The 17,419-nt window shown below is 44.5% G+C and carries 17 protein-coding genes; 8 read left to right on the forward strand and 9 right to left on the reverse strand.

The window, feature by feature from the left end; all coding sequences use genetic code 11:
- Window positions 1-191 precede the first annotated feature (191 nt).
- Genes FTV31_RS00390 through FTV31_RS00400 form a run of 3 tightly spaced genes read left to right on the forward strand, consistent with a single transcriptional unit; the run spans window position 192 to window position 4,967 of the window.
- A complete protein-coding gene (locus tag FTV31_RS00390) occupies window positions 192-1,565 on the forward strand; it encodes a MacA family efflux pump subunit (RefSeq protein ID WP_180012634.1) in 1,374 nt (457 codons plus the stop codon).
- Between the two features lie 2 nt (window positions 1,566-1,567).
- Window positions 1,568-3,544, forward strand: a complete 1,977-nt coding sequence (locus FTV31_RS00395) for a MacB family efflux pump subunit (protein ID WP_180012635.1) — start codon at window positions 1,568-1,570, stop codon at window positions 3,542-3,544.
- A gap of 10 nt (window positions 3,545-3,554) precedes the next feature.
- Entirely contained in the window at window positions 3,555-4,967 is a 1,413-nt protein-coding gene (locus FTV31_RS00400; protein WP_180012636.1) for an efflux transporter outer membrane subunit, read from the forward strand.
- Between the two features lie 56 nt (window positions 4,968-5,023).
- Here the strand turns inward: FTV31_RS00400 and FTV31_RS00405 are convergent, their stop codons facing one another.
- Window positions 5,024-6,838: a tetratricopeptide repeat protein gene (locus FTV31_RS00405; protein ID WP_180012637.1), complete on the reverse strand. Its 1,815-nt coding sequence runs from the start codon at window positions 6,836-6,838 to the stop codon at window positions 5,024-5,026.
- 101 nt (window positions 6,839-6,939) lie between these two features.
- Entirely contained in the window at window positions 6,940-7,710 is a 771-nt protein-coding gene (locus tag FTV31_RS00410) for a ThiF family adenylyltransferase (RefSeq protein ID WP_004782076.1), read from the reverse strand.
- A 198-nt stretch (window positions 7,711-7,908) separates the two neighbouring features.
- Here FTV31_RS00410 and FTV31_RS00415 point away from each other — a divergent pair, with 198 nt between their 5' ends.
- The gene (locus FTV31_RS00415) at window positions 7,909-8,157 is read left to right on the forward strand and encodes a hypothetical protein (protein ID WP_159124233.1); all 249 of its coding nucleotides are present in this window, start codon (window positions 7,909-7,911) and stop codon (window positions 8,155-8,157) included.
- Between the two features lie 35 nt (window positions 8,158-8,192).
- On the opposite strand, the gene orn is transcribed toward FTV31_RS00415, so the two are convergent.
- Window positions 8,193-8,747 carry an oligoribonuclease gene (gene orn, locus FTV31_RS00420; protein WP_004782074.1) on the reverse strand — a complete coding sequence of 185 codons (555 nt, stop codon included), beginning with the start codon at window positions 8,745-8,747 and terminating at the stop codon, window positions 8,193-8,195.
- Between the two features lie 124 nt (window positions 8,748-8,871).
- Between orn and rsgA the strand changes: the two genes are divergently transcribed.
- The 4 genes from rsgA (at window position 8,872) to secB (ending at window position 11,201) form a co-directional block, all read left to right on the forward strand.
- Entirely contained in the window at window positions 8,872-9,930 is a 1,059-nt protein-coding gene (gene rsgA, locus FTV31_RS00425) for a ribosome small subunit-dependent GTPase A (RefSeq protein ID WP_179992385.1), read from the forward strand.
- 93 nt (window positions 9,931-10,023) lie between these two features.
- The gene (locus tag FTV31_RS00430; RefSeq protein ID WP_005232169.1) at window positions 10,024-10,431 is read left to right on the forward strand and encodes a rhodanese-like domain-containing protein; all 408 of its coding nucleotides are present in this window, start codon (window positions 10,024-10,026) and stop codon (window positions 10,429-10,431) included.
- A 21-nt stretch (window positions 10,432-10,452) separates the two neighbouring features.
- A complete protein-coding gene (gene grxC, locus FTV31_RS00435; protein ID WP_004782071.1) occupies window positions 10,453-10,707 on the forward strand; it encodes a glutaredoxin 3 in 255 nt (84 codons plus the stop codon).
- Window positions 10,708-10,742: 35 nt separating this feature from the next.
- On the forward strand, window positions 10,743-11,201 hold the full coding sequence (secB, locus tag FTV31_RS00440; RefSeq protein WP_004782070.1) for a protein-export chaperone SecB: 459 nt from the start codon (window positions 10,743-10,745) through the stop codon (window positions 11,199-11,201).
- A 51-nt stretch (window positions 11,202-11,252) separates the two neighbouring features.
- Here secB and FTV31_RS00445 read toward each other — a convergent pair whose 3' ends face one another.
- The 6 genes from FTV31_RS00445 to FTV31_RS00470 form a co-directional block, all read right to left on the reverse strand.
- A complete protein-coding gene (locus FTV31_RS00445; protein ID WP_180012638.1) occupies window positions 11,253-11,651 on the reverse strand; it encodes a cytochrome b562 in 399 nt (132 codons plus the stop codon).
- A 189-nt stretch (window positions 11,652-11,840) separates the two neighbouring features.
- The gene (locus FTV31_RS00450) at window positions 11,841-12,647 is read right to left on the reverse strand and encodes an enoyl-ACP reductase (RefSeq protein WP_005232173.1); all 807 of its coding nucleotides are present in this window, start codon (window positions 12,645-12,647) and stop codon (window positions 11,841-11,843) included.
- A gap of 129 nt (window positions 12,648-12,776) precedes the next feature.
- Complete coding sequence (locus FTV31_RS00455) at window positions 12,777-13,598, reverse strand: TatD family hydrolase (RefSeq protein WP_180012709.1); 822 nt, start codon at window positions 13,596-13,598, stop codon at window positions 12,777-12,779.
- On the reverse strand, window positions 13,595-14,557 hold the full coding sequence (locus FTV31_RS00460) for an RsiV family protein (protein ID WP_180012639.1): 963 nt from the start codon (window positions 14,555-14,557) through the stop codon (window positions 13,595-13,597). Before FTV31_RS00460 ends, FTV31_RS00455 begins: the two co-directional genes overlap by 4 nt.
- Before the next feature lie 49 nt (window positions 14,558-14,606).
- On the reverse strand, window positions 14,607-15,434 hold the full coding sequence (locus FTV31_RS00465; protein ID WP_180012640.1) for a hypothetical protein: 828 nt from the start codon (window positions 15,432-15,434) through the stop codon (window positions 14,607-14,609).
- A 95-nt stretch (window positions 15,435-15,529) separates the two neighbouring features.
- The gene (locus tag FTV31_RS00470; protein WP_180012641.1) at window positions 15,530-17,119 is read right to left on the reverse strand and encodes a peptide chain release factor 3; all 1,590 of its coding nucleotides are present in this window, start codon (window positions 17,117-17,119) and stop codon (window positions 15,530-15,532) included.
- Between the last annotated feature and the right edge of the window lie 300 nt (window positions 17,120-17,419).

Below are 17,419 nucleotides of genomic sequence, written 5' to 3' on the forward strand. Positions count from 1 at the left end.
TTCACCTAAAAAAGATAATTCTAATAGGAATAGTTCAATGAATCCTTTATATAAAATCAGGTTTTATCTTATATGCTTTTTTAAACCAGGCAGTGGAAAATAGTTCTCATTTTAAATAAAAAAAATTCACGTTTTATCCTAATTTCGCTTTTATAATCAACTGTTATCCTACGACCCAAATCTGAATCCATATGCCAAAAATAAAACCTACGAAACTCATTATGGCGATTGTGATTGCCATTCTGGTGGCAGTCACTGCCTGGTATTTTCTGAAACCAAAAGAGCAGCAGCCACAATACATTACAGCTGAAGTGACTCAAGGGGATATTGAAAATTCGGTACTGGCAACTGGTGTACTTGAAGCCACCAAAATGGTCAGTGTCGGTGCCCAGGTTTCGGGTCAGGTTAAAAAAATGTATGTGCAACTCGGCGATCAGGTCAAACAAGGCCAACTGATTGCCCGAATTGACTCTGTTCGTCAGGAAAATGATTTAAAGACTGCTGAAGCCAGCATTAAAAACCAGATGGCACAGCTTGCCGTGAAACAGGCCAACCTTGCCAAGGTGGAAGCCGAGTATAAGCGTCAGCAAGCCATGTATGCCCAAGATGCAACCTCGCGTTCAGAACTGGAATCTGCATTAGCCAGCTACAAAACCGCTCAGGCAGATATCACCGCGATTAATGCACAGATTGAACAATCACGTTTAACCCTGGCAACTGCGAAAGAAGATCTCGGTTATACCCAAATCGTGGCACCCATGGATGGAACCATCGTAGCGATCGTGACTGAAGAAGGTCAGACTGTAAACGCCAATCAAAGTGCACCAACGATTGTGAAACTGGCGCAGCTGGATACCATGACCATTAAGGCTGAAATTTCTGAAGCTGATGTGATGAAAGTTCAGGAAGGCCAAACAGTGTATTTCACTACTTTGGGTAATACTGATAAGAAAATTTACGCCAAACTTCGTCAGGTTGAACCTGCACCAAATTCAATTAATACCGAAACCAATACTTCAAGCTCGACTTCAGGCTCTGCAGTGTATTACAACGCCCTGTTTGATGTACCCAATGAAGATGGCAAGCTGCGTATTGATATGACAGCGCAAGTTTATATCGTGCTAGATGAAGCACGGAATGTACTGACTGTTCCGGCGGCTGCCATTCAAGGTTCAAACCGTCCACAACGTCCAAATCGTGGTGAAGGCTCTCGCGGAGCCGGTGACCCATCTGCACGTGGCGAAGGTCAGGATCAAGCCCGTGGCGATAGTAAACGTCCGGAAGGTGACCGCCCTCCTCGCTTAGAACTTTCTGATGCGGAACGTGCCCTGATTGAACAAGGCAAAGCTCAGCGTGCCATGGTTCGTGTATTGCAGGCAGACGGTACAGCAAAACCAACTCCTGTCCTGATTGGTCTGAATAACCGTGTAACCGCACAAGTGATCAAAGGCTTGAAACGTGGTGATCAGGTTGTGATTGCAGATGGCTCTGATACTTCTAATGACGGTGCTAAACGTGGCGGCAGTGGCCGTGGTCCTGGTGGCGCCGGCCCAATGAGAATGTAAGCATGAATCAACAACAGCAACCTCTACTCGAGGTCAAGAATCTGGTTCGTGAATTCCCTGCGGGTGAAAGCACGGTCCAGATTTTAAAAGGGGTCAATCTGGAGATTTATCCGGGCGAACTGGTCGCCATTGTCGGTCAGTCCGGTTCCGGTAAATCCACCCTGATGAATATTCTGGGCTGTCTGGATAAGCCGACCAAGGGCAGCTATAAAGTTAAAGGCCGTGAAACCCGCGAACTTAAAGCTGATGAACTAGCGCAGTTACGTCGTGAATATTTCGGCTTTATTTTCCAGCGTTATCATCTGCTCAGTGATTTAAGTGCGGCAGGTAACGTCGAAGTTCCTGCAATTTATGCCGGTGCAGATTCAGATACCCGTCACGAACGTGCTGTCAAATTACTGACTGATTTGGGCTTGGGTGAAAAAACCCAGAACCGTCCGAGTCAATTGTCTGGTGGTCAGCAGCAGCGTGTTTCGATTGCCCGTGCCCTGATGAATGGCGGTGACGTGATTCTTGCCGACGAACCAACCGGTGCACTGGATAAGAATAGCGGTATTGAAGTGATGCGGATTCTGCGTGAGCTGAATGCCAAAGGTCATACCATTATTCTGGTCACACATGATCATAACGTGGCAAAAAATGCGACGCGTATTATCGAGATTTCAGACGGGAATATCATTTCAGATAAACCGAATATGCCTGAAGTTGATGATGGTTTCGAGAAAGAAAATCTGGTCCGAAATGAACAGAAGAAAATCTCGAGCTGGCGTTCCGCGGTAGACCGTCTCGGTGAAGCTTTCCGTATGGCTTTATTGGCCATGAATGCACACCGGATGCGGACCTTCCTGACCATGCTCGGGATCATTATCGGGATCGCGTCGGTGGTTTCGGTCGTTGCGCTGGGTAACGGTTCACAAAAGCAGATTCTGGAAAATATCAGCAGTCTTGGGACCAATACCATTACCGTGTTCCAGGGCCGGGGCTTCGGGGATAATTCACGTTCCTCCCAATCCAAGACACTGATTCCCGCTGATGCCGATGCACTGGCAGAACAGCCTTATGTGGATGGGGTCAGCCCATCGGTCAACAGCAGTGTCACTGGACGCTTCAAAGAGATTGAAGCATCAACTACCGTCAACGGCGTCAGTGAAGACTTCTTCTATGTCAAAGGTATGACCTTTAAATCAGGTCAGCCATTTGATAAAGAAAGTATTACTGAGCAGGCGCAGGATGTGGTGATTGATACCAACACCCAAAATACTTTCTTTGCAGATGGCACCAATCCTGTCGGTCAGGTACTGCTTTTAGGCAGTGTACCAAGCCGGGTGATTGGCGTCATTGATGCGCAAAAAGGCATGATGGGAAACAATGATAGCCTGAATGTCTATCTGCCCTATTCTACCGTCATGAGCCGTATGCTGGGTCAACCGAATGTGCGTCAGATCATTGTGCGTATTAAGGATGAATATCCAAGCGCAGCCGCGGAAAATGCCATTTTGAATTTACTGGTCCAACGTCACGGTGCGCAGGATGTGTTTACGCAAAATGCAGACAGTATCCGTGAAACGATTCAGCAAACGACTCAAACCATGACCTTGCTGATCTCTGCGATTGCGGTGATTTCTCTGGTCGTCGGTGGTATCGGCGTAATGAATATTATGCTGGTTTCCGTGACTGAACGTACTCAGGAAATCGGGGTACGGATGGCGGTCGGTGCACGCCAAAGTGACATTCTGCAGCAGTTCCTGATTGAAGCTGTTCTAGTTTGTATTCTGGGCGGTATTTTAGGCGTATTGCTGTCACTCGGTATCGGTCAGCTGATTACCCATTTTGCTGGAGGAACCTTCCAGATGGCATACTCGACCACATCGATTGTCGCGGCCTTTGTCTGCTCAAGTCTAATCGGTATTGTGTTCGGCTTTATCCCGGCACGTAATGCAGCCCGTTTGAATCCGGTCGATGCACTTTCTCGAGAATAAGGAATCTGATATGCATACTCTTACCAAACTTGCCAGTGCCCTGATTCTAGGGAGTTCATTGGTTGGCTGTGCGGCCGTAGTGAAAACGCCGTATGAACAGCCTGCTGTACAGGTGCCTAACAACTTTCAAAACAGTAAAGCTGTAAGCCAGCAAATCCATGCTGATATTCTGGCAGATCAATGGTGGACTCTATTTAAAGATCCGCAATTGAATAATCTGGTGAATGACGTACTGGCAGCCAATAGTGATCTGGCCGTAGCCGGGATTAATTTGCAGCAAGCCCGTATTCAGGCCAGACAGACACAAAGTCAGCAAGGTGTACGCATCAGTGATGCAGGACTAACCACGCGTAGAAGCTTTGATCTGGAAGATGGCAGTAGTTCATCCGGTTTTGGGGTTAATTTCCCTGGCTTAAGCTATGAACTGGATCTGTTCGGTAAATTGGCCAATCAGACTGAAGCAGCACGCTGGGAAGCCCTGGCATCTGAAGAGGACTTGCAGGCGACTGCACAAAGTCTGATTGGTACGACTGCTCAACTGTACTGGCAACTGGGTTATCTAAATGAACGTTATAGCGTGGTTCAGCAAAACCTGGCAACTGCACAGCGTACCTATGATCTGGTCAATGTCCAGTATCGCGCCGGGGCAGTATCTGGTCTCGATCTGACTCAAGCTGAACAGGCCATTCAAAGCCAGCAAGCGACCTTAAGTCAGATTGAACAGCAACGTGTGGAAACGCGTACGGCGCTGGCAGTGCTGATGAATATGCCTGTGCAACAGCTTTCGATTCAGGAACCTAAACGTTTACCGAATATTACTTTACCGTCGATTGAAGCCGGCTTACCTGCTAGCCTTCTCTCCCGTCGTCCTGACTTGAGAGCTACTGAATTGCGTTTGCGTAAAGCCTTGGCCAACAAGGATGCCAATAAAGCCAGTTATTATCCTTCGATCAGCCTGACTGGCAGCCTAAGTACCGGCGTGGGCACCAGTTCATCATTGTCAGATGCACTTAAAAATCCGGTGGCGACCTTAGGTGCTGGACTCAGCCTGCCATTCCTGCAATGGAATGACATGAAGCGTGATTTGCAGGTGAATGAACTGGAATATGAAAAAGCGATTATCCAGTATCGTCAGACCATGTATGAAGCTTTTGCCGATGTAGAGAATGCCTTGTCTAATCGTACTGAACTCACTAAACAGGTTGCGTTACAACAGCGTAACGTTGAACTGGCTGAACGTACTGAACGTTTGACCGAAGTGCGTTATCGTAATGGTGCAGTAGCATTGAAAAATCTGCTGGATGCACAGGAAACTACGCGGAATGCCCGTCTGTCTTTGGTGCAAACCCGACAAAGCCAATACAATGCTTATGTGACCCTGATGCAAGCTTTGGGTGGTAGCCCGATCAAACAACTACCTTAAGCAATATATTTGACTCAAAAAAGACCGCTGTTAGTCAGCGGTTTTTTTATTGAAGTTTACATATGCAGATAAGCATTTACATTGTTGAGCTGTTCAATAGAAGGCTCATGTCCTAACAGACTGCCTTTTTCTAGCCATTGACGGGCAATTGCAATATCACGTTCTACACCAATGCCTTTGGTATATAAGCGCCCCAGATGACTATAAGCATCAGCATTCACCTGCGCAGCCGCTTTACGATAGCACTGGATTGCCTGATCCAAATTGGCTTCAATGCCAATTCCTTGTTCCAAAGCCTCACCTAAAGCATTTAGTGCGAGACCATTATGCTGGCTCGCAGCCTGTTCCAGATATTTCAGTCCTAAAGCCGTATCCTGCTCCACCTTTTTGCCCTTTAAATACATTAAGCCTAATTCGGTCTGGGCTTGTGCATTGCCCAATTGAGCTGCCTGATGCAGATAACGTTTGGCCTGTTCCTCATTCACTTCAAAGACTGGATAAAAACCAGAATATGCTTGATACAGATACCAAGCAGCCTTACTTGATCCTTTCGCCACCGCCTGATTCAAATATTGAATTGGCTTTTCTCGTGTCGGCAGTGGATATTCAGGCAAGCTATAAAAACGTCCGACTATATAAATCAGATCAGCTTCAGACTGTGCTGCAAGTTGCTCTTGCTGTGCAATTGCTTGAATCATTTGGGTAGCTTTAGCCGTATCTTTAGTTACACCTATTCCGTTTAAATAGCAGAGCGCCAGACCCATCTGACTAAAGCGATGATCAGGATCGCTTTGCAAGGCATGTTGATAGAGTTCAAACGCTTTCTCCGGTTCATGTGCGACCAGATAGGATTCAAAATATAGTGCGGCAATCAGACTCAAGGCCTGTGGATGCTGGGTTTGTGCTGCTTCAGACCAGTAGCGAAATGCCATGGTTTCATTTTTTTGTACATACCAGCCATGAAAATAAGCCAGACCGATCAGGGTTTTGGCCTGTGCATCTTTATGTTCTTTAGACTGCTGTAATAGATGCTGAAACACCCGTTGACGTTGATCAGGATCAATAGTGCCGAGTAACACGCCAGCATAGTAATCATATAAACCACTCTGATCACCGAGATGAATACAGCGTTTAATGAAATTCAAAGCCTGCTGTTGATCTTTGGGCAAGACTTTGCCATTTGCATAGGCTTCGGCAATATCCTGATTGGCCGCCAAGTGATCCTGCTGTGCTGCCAGAAACAGATAGTGAATACCCAGACTTAAATCTTGCGCTCCACCATCCGCCAAATAATATTGGGCTAACTGATACTGTGAATTGGCATGTCCCTGCTCGGCATTTTGAATCAATAATTGCAGACGTTGCTGTTCTGCAGTGTCATGATCAGATTCGGCCAGCTCAGTAATGCGATACTGCGCATCCAGATGACCGCGCGCGACCGCATGCCGATACCAGTACAAGGCTTTTTCAGGATCATTTAATTGGTATTGATGACCATCATAGATCTGGCCTAAATGATAGGCTGCATCCTCACCACCTAAGCTATAAGCTTTTTCAAGAAAGCTAATGGCTTTTTCCGTGCTCTGCTCACGCCCCTGTCCGTTTAAGTGCATCAAGGCCATGCCCACATAAGCCTGTGGCAATTCCTGCTGCTGGGCCAGCCCCTGATAAATTTGATAGGCACGTTCATAGTCCGGGTGATGCGGATCCGTACTTAGACGCGTTGCATATTTCAATTGAGCATCAATCTGCTCAATCCATAGATCATGATGCACGGCTTTGGCCTGATCACGTTTCACCGGATCAGGACGTTTCCACATCCAGATTGCTAAAGCCCCAATCCCCAAAACCAGCACTAGCAAAAACCACATAGCTGCTCCAAAACCAAAAGATTGTTTTTGTTATATGTATAAAAATTCATTTTAAACTTAGCATAAAAAAAGCACAGATCGTGTGCTTTTTTTTGACTCAATCAGGCTTTAAGTCTTTTACTATCGAGCTTTTTCAATACTTCCGATACCGCAACCATGGCGAAGCTAGATGTCACTACCACTGCAGACCCATAACCACCACAGCGTAAGCCTGCGCTTGCACAAACATCTGCACTCGAGAATGGGTTATCGATAGAGTAGACACAAGTGATGCCAAATTTTTCTTTTGGCTTTTTACAGATGCCTTTAGCACGTAATTGCGCACGTAATTTTGCCAGCATTGGATCCTGTTCGGTTCTGGATAAATCGGCAACACGGATTTTTAAGGGATCCAGTTTACCGCCTGCTCCACCGGATACAATCAATGGAACCTTGTTAAAACGGCAATGCAGCATCAAGGCAAATTTCGCTTTGACGTCATCGATACAGTCCAGAATGATGTCAGGATTTCCTGACAGAATTTCTTTCACATTTTCTGGCGTCAGATAATCGTCAATCAGATTGATCTTGATGCGTGGATTAATCGAACGGCAGCGTTCTGCCATGATTTCGATTTTTTCACATCCTAGTGTCGCCGTCATAGCTGGTAACTGACGGTTAATATTCGATGCTGCGACCACATCCATATCGACCAGTGTGAGCTCACCAATCCCGGTACGTGCCAATGCTTCGACTGCCCATGAACCAACACCGCCAATTCCGATCACCATCACATGACTGTTTTCATAATGATGAAAGCTATCGTCACCATAAATTTTGGCTACACCCGCAAAACGGCGGTCATACTCATCATCTTGAAGCAGATCAGTCATAGGTCATCAATAGCAAGAAAAACACCAGAGCATTTTAGCAAAATCATGGACACTTTACTGCCACTAAAATCCAGATACAAAATCAGTTAAAAAAGCATTCTTGTGCCATCGCTAAAACACGTAAAATCGATCAAATTACAACCATCATAAACTTCACAATATTTCAATTATTATTGTCCTAAAGGGAGCCAGATCAGCATGCTATTTAACGCCCTTTTTGCCCTGATGGTTTTCCTGTTCCTGCTCTATCTTTACGGTTTAACCTTTAAAAAGCAGAAAAATTATTATCTCAGTATCATGATCCGTATCCTGACTTTAGGATTATTTGCTTTGATTATCTTGGATCAATATGAAACCCAAACCCATCTTGCTCTGGTGCTTCTGACCTGGGTACTGTTTGAAAGCAGTGAAAACTTTTATCACAAGAAACTTTCTGCCAAGCAATAAAAAAGAAGCTTTCGCCTCTTTTTTATTTGCTCGGATTATTTATTCATAATGAAGAAATATTCACGATAATATTTCAGTTCAGCAATCGAATCACGGATATCATCCATCGCTAGATGCGAAGCATTTTTCTTCAGACCACTCATGATTTCAGGGCGCCAGCGTTTTGCCAGCTCTTTTACTGAAGATACGTCTAGATTACGGTAATGGAAATACTGTTCCAGTTCAGGCATTAAACGGTGCAGAAAGCGACGGTCCTGACAGATCGAGTTACCACACATCGGCGATACTTTTGGATTGACCCATTTTTTCAGGAATTCAATCGTTTCACGTTCTGCATCCTGAGCAGTCAATTTACTGCGGCGTACACGCTCAATCAGGCCAGACTGACCATGCTGGCGAGTATTCCACTCGTCCATCGCATTCAGGATACGGTCAGATTGATGCACAGCTAGCACGGGCCCTTCGGCAAGAATATTTAGGTTATCGTCCGTTACAATCGTGGCAACTTCAATAATCTGGTCATTATCTGTATCCAGACCTGTCATTTCCAGGTCAATCCAAATCAGGCGGCTATCCGGGGTGCTGCTCATAAATGTGCAATCTTATTAGGCTATAAAACATTTATAGTAGCAAATTTATTACGTCGATGCTGTAACTGACACCCCGCTTCATGCTATTTTTGCCATCTCGCTCCCATGGTTTTTTAGGATTTGAATGGCTTTAATACGTAAACGTCGTTTAACTGAACAACAACAACGTCGTATTCAAAAACAGCACAAAACGCGTCAGGAAGAGATCGATACCTCTCAAGACCTGGAAGGACTGGTCGTGCAGCATTATGGCCGCCAGCTTGAAGTCCAGGCCTTGTCTGTACCTGAACAGCATCCTGAAAAACCGGTCGTGGCTGAAGGTGAACCTGAGCCATTCTGGAAACCGATTGAACTAGGGAGTGTCTGGCGCTGCCATACCCGAACTAACCTGGAATTGCTGGTAACAGGTGACCGGGTCAAATGGCAGGCTGATCCCAATACCGGACTCGGCATTATTACAGCGATTCATCCGCGTACTTCTTTGCTGACCCGTCCTGACCGTTACCACAAGGTTAAACCGGTTGCCGCCAATATTTCCCTGATTGTGATTGTGTTCGCGCCATTGCCTGAACCAGCACCGGGTTTGATTGACCGTTATCTGGTGGCTTGTGCAGATGCAGAGATTCCAGCACTTTTAGTTCTGAATAAATCCGATTTGCTCAAGGAAAATGATCCGATTCTGGATTTGCTTAAAGAATATAAAGATTTGGGTTATGAAGTTATGCAAACCCAGTCCGATGGCGATCTGACAGAACTATCCGCTCGTCTGAATGAGGAAACTGTAGCGTTTGTCGGTCAGTCTGGTGTAGGTAAAAGCACGCTGATTAATGCGATCGTCCCGGATGCTGCACAGAAAACTAATGTCATTTCTGAAAACTCGGCACTGGGTCAGCATACGACGACCTCCACACGTCTGATTTCCTTTGGCGATGGCGCTGCTCTCATCGACTCACCAGGGATTCGTGAATTTGGTCTCTGGCATCTGACCTTGGATAAAGTCCAAAGTGGTTTTCCGGAAATTGAAAACTTGCTCGGTCACTGCCAGTTCCGTAACTGCACACATAAGCATGAAAAGCAGTGTGCCTTACGTCAGGCAGCATCAACAGGGGAAATTTTGCCGCGCCGACTGGAAAGCTATTTACGTTTAATCGGCGAAATTAACGAAGCGCAGCAAAAAAATTAATTTTCTTAAGGCTTAGCCCTTGAAGCGGTGATTTTGATCACCATATTTATGAGCTATACTCTTGGCAATTTTAAAATTGTAATTAGGTGAATTGTGGAACGTTGGTTCGAGTTTATGGGGAATCACCCCTTCTTGTTTGGAACACTCGCGGTACTCGTGGTTGTCTTCTTCATTATCGAAGGTCAACGTAATGGTCGCAAAATCTCTCCGCAATCGCTGGGAATTTTAGTTAAAGCAAAAAATGCCATGCTGATTGATTTACGTGATGCCAAAGACTTCCGTGAAGGTCACATCAGTGGTAGCCGTAACATTCCATATAGCCAAATTACAAAACACGTTGATGAGTTAAAAGCATCTGATCGCCCGTTGGTGTTCATTTGTAATCTTGGGCAAGTTGCAGGTTCTGCGCTTCAACAGGTAGGTCATGCAGATGCCTACCGTCTGGATGGCGGCATTACAAACTGGAAAGCTCAAGGTTTACCTTTGGTGAAAAGCAAATAATCTGCGAACAGGAGATTGATCATGGCTGAAGTTACTATTTATTCGACGACAGTATGTCCGTATTGTATCCGTGCAAAACAGCTCCTTGAGCGCAAAGGTGTTGCATTCAAAGAAATTAATTTATCGAATGAAGCCCCTGAAGTGCGTCTTGAATTGATGCAACGCACCAATCATCGTACCGTGCCACAGATTTTTATTAATGAACAATTTATCGGCGGTTTTGATCAACTTTATGCCCTAGAGCGTGAAGGCAAACTAGACGAATTATTGGCTTAATTTACTAAAACCTACCTCATATCAAGGATTAAAGAATGAGTGAAGAACAACAAGCTCAACCACAATTGGCATTAGAGCGTATTTACACTAAAGATATTTCTTTTGAAGTTCCTGGGGCACAAGTTTTTACCAAGCAATGGCAACCTGAGTTAAACATCAACCTTTCTTCTTCTGCAGAAAAAATTGATCCGACTCATTTTGAAGTGGCTTTAAAAGTTGTGGTTCAAGCAACCAATGAAGGTGATACAGCGTTTATCGTTGACGTGACTCAAGCAGGGATTTTCCTGATTGATGGCGTGGAAGAAGAGCGTCTGCCATACATTCTTGGTGCTTACTGCCCGAACATTCTGTTCCCGTTCCTTCGTGAAGCGGTGAATGATATGGTCACTAAAGGTAGCTTCCCGCAATTGCTGCTTACTCCAATCAACTTCGATGCTGAATTTGAAGCGAACATGCAACGTGCGCAAGCTGCTGCTGTTGAAGGTCAAGCTTAATCACTTGATCTTGAAGTTAAAAAAGACCGCAATTGCGGTCTTTTTTATGGCTTATTTAAAGGCTTGATGCCCCTGCTTTTTAATCTGATCCATTTTCTCTGTCAATGTTTGTGCTTTGGCTAGCTGATTGGCTGCAACAAGTTGCTCAGCTTGTTTAATCTCTTTCAATAAGTCAGTTAACAATCCCTGATAAGCCGTAATTTTTGCATCTTTGGATTTTAGCTTTTGTAGACCTGATGGTAAATTTTTCTGGCAGACTTCCACAGATTTTTGCATGCCTTGCAATGCTGCCCGCGCCTCTTTGCTATCCTTGGCAGATTTGAAATTTTTTAAATGATGGTCAAGTTCATGCATATTGTCATGATAGTGATTGTCTGCTGCCATGCCCGACGTGGTGATCCCCACAGTTCCCATCACAAAAATCATGCTGATTAAAAAATTTTTAAACATCCTTAATTGTCCTGTATTGTTTTTATATTAAGCATCTTAGTGGGAAAGTCCTGAAAGATAAATTATTTTGATCCAAATTCTTGTATCCCTTGTCATCAGACTTACATCATTAACAATTAGAGTTAAAAATAAAAAACCCTCAAAAACTTGAGGGTTTTTCTCTGCTGAGAATTAATCTTTTAAAGCGACTTATTCTGCATCCAGCATCAGTTCAGCACTCATACCTACTGTGTTATAACCCGCATCGACATACATGATTTCACCAGTAATCCCGTTCGCCCATGGTGAGCACAGGAACAATGCTGCATTACCGACATCTTCAATGGTCACATTGCGTTTTAGTGGAGCCACTTTTTCATTTAGGTCCAGCATTTTACGGAATGATTTAATGCCAGACGCTGCCAATGTACGGATTGGACCTGCTGAGATCGCATTGACACGGATACCTTCTGCACCCAGGCTAGATGCCAGATAACGTACACCTGCTTCTAAAGAGGCCTTCGCCAGACCCATCACGTTGTAGTTTGGCATCACACGCTCAGAACCTTGATAAGTCAGGGTTAACAGGCAGCCTTGACGTACAGCCAGTAATGGCTTCGCAGCGCGTGCCATCGCGATAAAGCTGTACGCACTGATGTCATGGGCAATCTTAAAGCCTTCACGATCCGTCACATCAGTAAAATCACCATCTAAAGTATGTGCTGGTGCGAAACCGATTGAATGTACGACACCATCCAGACCATCCCAGTGTTTTGCCAGTTCTGCAAATGCATTGTCAATTTCTGCATCTACAGCCACATCACAAGGAAAAACCAATTCCGAACCGAATTGTGCAGCAAAATCATCTACACGTTTTTTCAGCTTTTCATTTGGATAAGTAAAAGCGAGTTCTGCACCTTCACGATGTAATGCCTGAGCAATACCAAAAGCAATTGATAATTTACTTGCAATACCTGCGATCAAGAAGCGCTTACCCGCCAATAGTCCTTGTGCCATGTGAATCTCACTCAAAATAATTTATATGCATGATGCCAAGTCTAAAGCATTTTAGAAATTGCATAATGCGCCTTTTTTTCACTGGATCATAAATTGGAATCCAGTTTCCGACCGATGTATGGTTTTATCTTAGATCGCCAGATGTAAAGCCTGATGGGTATTTTTCCAGAGCTGCTGTGCCAGTTCATCTTGATCCATGTGCAGACTCTTGGCCAGGCCTTGCAGGACATAAGGCAGATTGGCAGGCGTATTGCGAGTTCGCTGCTCAGTAGAATGCTGGCAACATAAGGGCGTCATGTCCGGACAGTCGGTTTCAAGCACCAGATGTTCCGGTCCTACCTGCTGTACGACTTGGTGCAGTTTTTTGGCATTCGGATTGGTGATTTGCCCTGTTATCCCAAGCTTAAAGCCCAGTTTAATAAAGGCTTTGGCTTCTTCAATCCCGCCACCAAAAGCATGGGCAATACCACCTTGTTTAAACTGATGCTGTTTTAGAATCTGTAAAACATCGGCATGAGATTTACGGATATGCAGTAACACAGGTTTATCAAACTGCTGCGCCAGTTCCAGCTGTGCAGCAAAAAAATCTTTCTGTTTCTGGAAAAGTTCCGGCTGTTTATGCCGTTTATCGAAAGTATCCAGACCAATTTCACCAATGGCAATACAAGGCTCTGTGCTTAATAACTGCTCCAGATCCTGTAAATGCTCAGGTTGATGCTGCTCAATATAAAATGGATGCAGGCCGGGTGCCAGATGACTTTGAGGCGCATTGTCTAACTGATTAATAAAATGATGCGTCTGCAATAAATCCTTAAACCGGCTCTGTAAAAAACCAATTAAGACCAGATGCTCCACCCCTGCTGCTTTGGATGCATAAGCCAACTGTTCCCGATCATAATCAAAATCGGGAACATCAAAATGGGTATGGGTATCAAATAATGAAACCATCAGCGTGCTTTGGCAGGAGTTGCAGGCTCGGCTTCTGAAGCAGCGTTCTCTGTTTGAGGCAGATATTCAGGTTTCAGAATGCCATTCAGCTGTTCATAAGGAATGACCAGACGTGGCAAACCCACCACATAAGGACCAATCTCATATTCGGCATATTGCAGTGCCAATCCCTGTTTAGACAGATAGAAATTATCAGTCAGTTTGAATTTCCAAGCCTGTTCATATTCAGCTACATCATTGGCCAGTTTGGATTCCATCACCCAGGCTTTAAAAGCCTCATAAGCTTTGGCTTCAAGTTGAGCCTTTTGTTTAGGCAGAATGATATCGTCCAGCTTAATCAGCTTTTTCTGCTCAAGGTCAAAATTGTAGTAAGTCTGAGCAGAAGCGCCATGCGCACCACCGAGATAATGGGTACTGTTTAAGACCACAGTCGCGAGTGGATCGCCAGACTGCAGAATTCTCGGTTTGATCATCAGACTGATACTATGGCTGGCACTGAGTGCTTTCAGTTCCTTGTCCAGATTCAGGAAAGTCTGCATATGCGGCTGAATCTGCTGTTCAAGCTGCTGTTTTGGAGTTTTGACATTGGCTAATGCAGTTTGCGGTTCGGAAGCAGCGGCTTCTGCTTCACTGGCTGCAGATGCTTTCGCCGGTTCGATCGCATCAATAGACAAAATACCCTGTAGCTGCTGCAGAATCTGCTGATCTATCCATTCATCAATAAATGGCTGATTGCTTTTCAATCGCTCAATAGAAATCTCAGGACAGTTTTTTCCTTCACATTCAGGTAAGGCCAGTTTCAGCTTCTCAGTATCACCGCTCAGCTTCAGCACTTCAGGCTGAGCCTGTACCACTTCAGGCGCAGCAGGCTCTTTCGGGTCTCTTTCCTTAGGCTGACAGGCACTCAGCAAGACCGCTGATGCCAATACTGACAGACATAAAACATTCTTATAATTTGACATGCATTAACCTTTGTTCAACATCATCATTTATCCTTGCAGGACCTACCTGTTAGAACATATTCTGATAAATATCCACTTTCAAGACTTGTTTTGTTTGTTCTTTGGTTAAATAGATGTCCAGTTGTTTGGCATCTTTGCTAATTTCCTGACTACGATAATGTAAGCCAATTCCTTCCTGATCAAAGAACCAGTCCGCCTGCCCCCAATACAGTTTTTTTGGAGCTTTCTGCTGGACTTCCGCATTATTGTCTTTTAACCACTTTTGATAAGCCTGCTGCACAATTTGGTCCATCTGCAACTGCTGTTCAGGATTGATAATATCCAGAGGACTGAGTATTTTTTGCTGCAACCGGTCAGCTACAAAGAAATAATAGCGTTCATTGACGCGGATATTTTCCTGAGTGCTGTCTACCCCAATTTGCATTAACACAAATTGATTGCGCTGATAAGGAATACGGGTATAAAGAGATAATTCGTAGGCCTTATTCAGTTTGAGCTGGGCTTGCCAGGCATCGGATTTTTTTACATAGGCATTAACCGCCTGCTGCAGGCTCATATCCTGCTTTAGGCCAATTTGATCCTGAATCACTTTCGCCTGCTGCTTTTCAATAGACTGGTTTAGCCAGGAATCGGCTGTCTTTAAGGTCTGAATATCCAGATTAATACAGTTTTTGGTCTCACAAAATGGCAAGGCAATATCGGCCGATTTCTCCTGAATATTCAGGTAAGGCAAAAATTTGGCTTTTTCTTCAGGGGTGACTGCTGCAGATTTTTTTTGTTCTGTCGCTGGCTGTTTTTTTTCATTTTTATCACATGCTCCAAGTAACAAACTACAGCCAATGACTGAACCGAGCAGGATTTCCTTACTAAACTTCATGATTTTTTAGAGATATAAGTAATGAGTGGTTTAAATGTAGCACAAAATAAAACAGCTTCCGGAGAAGCTGTTTAACATTTTCCAAGCCTGAAGGCTTAGTGTTCGCGTGTATTACGGAATACGATATCTGGATAACGTTCTTGCATCAGCTGTAAATTCACCCGGCTTGGTGCAAGATAAGTCAAGTGACCACCACCATCTACAGATAACTGGTCATGGGCTTTTTTCTTGAATTCGTTGAATTTTTTCTCATCTTCACAAGATACCCAACGTACTGTATTGATGCTCACCGGCTCATAAATACAGTCCACCTTGTACTCTTCTTTCAGACGATACGCTACCACTTCGAACTGCAGCACACCCACAGCACCAACAATCAGGTCATTGCTGTTTTGTGGCATGAAGACCTGAGTTGCACCTTCTTCAGACAGCTCTTTCAGACCTTTTTGTAGCTGTTTTGACTTCAACGGATCTTTGAGACGGACACGGCGGAACATTTCCGGTGCAAAGTGCGGAATACCGGTAAATTGCAGTTTTTCACCTGAAGTGAAAGTATCACCGATCTGGATGGTACCGTGGTTATGCAGACCGATAATATCACCCGGCCATGCTTCTTCCAGATGCTGACGGTCACCGGCCAGGAAGGTCAAGGCATCACTAATGCGGATATCTTTATCGATACGCACATGCTTCATTTTCATGCCTTTTTCATACTTACCTGAACAGATTCGCATGAAAGCGATACGGTCACGGTGTTTCGGGTCCATATTGGCCTGAATCTTGAAGATAAACCCTGTGAAACCTTCTTCATCCGCCTCTACTTTACGGTCTTGAGTTGGATGCGCTTTGGGAGGCGGTGCATATTCGCTAAATGTATCCAGAACATGGTCGACACCGAAGTTCCCCAAAGCAGTACCGAACAGCACTGGAGTTTGACGGCCTGCCAGGAATTCTTCACGATCTAATGGCTCATTCGCCATTTGTACCAGTTCCAACGATTCTTCAAATGCCGCCCAAGCCAGCTCACCGACTTTTTCACGTAAGTCTGCATGGTCATAACCATCACGAACTTCGATGTCAGTAATTACTGAACCAAAACCGGCTTTATAGACATAGAACTTTTCTTCGAGCAGGTTATATACACCAGCGAAGTCACGTCCTGTACCGAGTGGCCAGGTAATCGGGACACATTTAATTTTCAAGACATTTTCGATCTCATCCAGCAGCTCTAAAGGCTCACGGATTTCACGGTCCATTTTGTTGACGAAAGAAATGATCGGTGTGTCACGCATACGACACACTTCCATCAATTTAATGGTACGTTCCTCGACACCTTTTGCACCGTCAATCACCATCAATGCCGAGTCTACCGCAGTGAGGGTACGGTAAGTATCTTCCGAGAAATCTTCATGTCCCGGGGTATCCAGCAGGTTAATCATCTTGTCCTTGAACGGGAACTGCATGACGGACGTGGTGATCGAAATCCCACGCTCTTTTTCCATTTCCATCCAGTCAGAAGTGGCTGCACGATCCGATTTACGGCTTTTCACCATACCTGCAACCTGAATGGCCTGACCCCATAACAGCAGTTTTTCTGTCATGGTGGTTTTACCGGCATCGGGGTGGGAAATAATAGCAAAAGTTCTGCGAGCCGCTACTTCTCTAGCTAATTGATCTTTAAACATAAGGGAAATCTTCAATATGTACACAGTTTTGTACACACTTGTGAATGTGTATCAAGCCAGTGAAGTGATAACTTAAAATTGGCGTAATTGTAGCAGATTTATAGTTCTTGTATTTGTGTCTCGATTCTTAAAAGTTAGTGATTTTCCATAGAAGTATTTACTAAAGTCCAAAAATAGTTGCTTGCATATTTCAATACTATATCAACTTGCACACTTCCATCATCCTCCTGACTTACTAGGAGTCATAAAAACTTTAAGTATGAATATTCGAAAGCTATAACAATATGATTTCTTAATTTA

Origin of the sequence: Acinetobacter sp. YH16031, from assembly GCF_013417335.1 — a bacterium.
GTDB lineage: Bacteria > Pseudomonadota > Gammaproteobacteria > Pseudomonadales > Moraxellaceae > Acinetobacter.